The organism is Streptomyces sp. NRRL S-495, from assembly GCF_000966955.1.
GTDB classification, from domain to species: Bacteria; Actinomycetota; Actinomycetes; order Streptomycetales; family Streptomycetaceae; genus Kitasatospora; species Kitasatospora purpeofusca.
Map to the genome: position 1 here is coordinate 1 of NZ_JZWY01000587.1, position 1,111 is coordinate 1,111.

A 1,111-nucleotide genomic window follows, 5' to 3' on the forward strand; every position below is an offset into this window, starting at 1 on the left:
TCTCCGGGCCGTAGTCGACCGCGTCGAGCATCGCCCGCAGCACCTCGCACTTGAAGGCGAGCGCCGACACCGCGGCGCGCTGCTGCTCGGCCGTCACGCAGTGGTCCAGCACCACGTCGAGCGTCCGGGCGCTGTCCCGGCGGGCGTCGGGGATCCGGTGCTCGAAGTAGGCGTAGCCGGCCGGGTCGATCCAGTCGTAGTGCTTCTGCCAGGCGATCACCCGCTCGGCCATGTGGTCGGGCGAGAACATCTCGGTCAGCGCGGCCGCGACGCCCTCGGTCCACGGCCGGGTCTGACAGAAGTGCAGGTAGCCGTCGACGGCGAAGCGCACACCGCGCGCCACGTGCCGCTCGTCCAGGACCTCGGCGCGGTCCAGGCCGACGGCCTCGGCGAGCACCAGCCAGTCGGCCAGCCCGCCCTCGCCCTCCTGCGGCCCGTCCTGCTGGCCGAGCCGCCGGGTCCACTCCCGACGGACCTCCGGGAGCGGGCAGTTGGCGATGATCGCGGCGTTCTTCCGGGTCAGGCACAGCTGGTAGTACCAGCGGTTGGCGACCCAGCGCCGCAACTCCGGTGGCGTGCAGCCACCGGAGTGCAGGCGCAGATGGAACGGGTGGGTGTCCCAGTACCGTCCCCGCAGGCCGTACAGCCTGGCCGCGAACTCCTCGCGGGTCGACGCGATGGTGGAAGCCTGGGTCACCGAGTGGTCCGCGCGGCGTACGCGGTGACCTCGGCGCCGGTGCGGTGGCACTGCACCGACGGGGCGGACCAGGCGGGCTTGGCGGCGGACGCCGGAGCGGCCGGCGCGACGGTGGCGGTGGTGACGGGCAGCTGGGGCGTGAGCGTGGACTTCATGGGAGTTGCCCTCCTCGGTGAAGTGGGGGTGGGGGTCGGGGTCCGGCGGCCCCTGGAGCAGGACGCTACGAGCCACCGGGTCCGCCCGCCGGTCCGAACCGTGCGATCGTGTGACATTCGCGATCGAACGGGTGACGCGACGGACTCCGCACCCGGGCGGGGCCCGGGAGGGAAACCGGTGTCGAGTGTGCCGGTCCGGCAGTGCCGTGTCGAGTGGGCGTCACGGGGTGTGCCGGGGTTGGCGGGGGGTTTCGGTCAG

2 protein-coding genes are annotated in these 1,111 nt (G+C 73.2%); both read right to left on the minus strand.

Annotated elements, in window-relative coordinates; translation table 11 throughout:
• The coding region (gene pqqC / locus VR45_RS28000) for a pyrroloquinoline-quinone synthase PqqC (protein ID WP_107084291.1) at positions 1–697 on the minus strand (697 nt) is incomplete at its 3' end.
• Positions 694–852, minus strand: a complete 159-nt coding sequence (pqqA, locus tag VR45_RS43390; RefSeq protein ID WP_063772557.1) for a pyrroloquinoline quinone precursor peptide PqqA — start codon at positions 850–852, stop codon at positions 694–696. The genes pqqC and pqqA, both read right to left, overlap by 4 nt.
• Positions 853–1,111 lie beyond the last annotated feature (259 nt).

Excerpts from the sequence above, each read along its gene's own strand:
- pqqA (WP_063772557.1), bottom strand. The coding sequence starts at position 852 with ATGAAGTCCACGCTCACGCCCCAGCTGCCCGTCACCACCGCCACCGTC.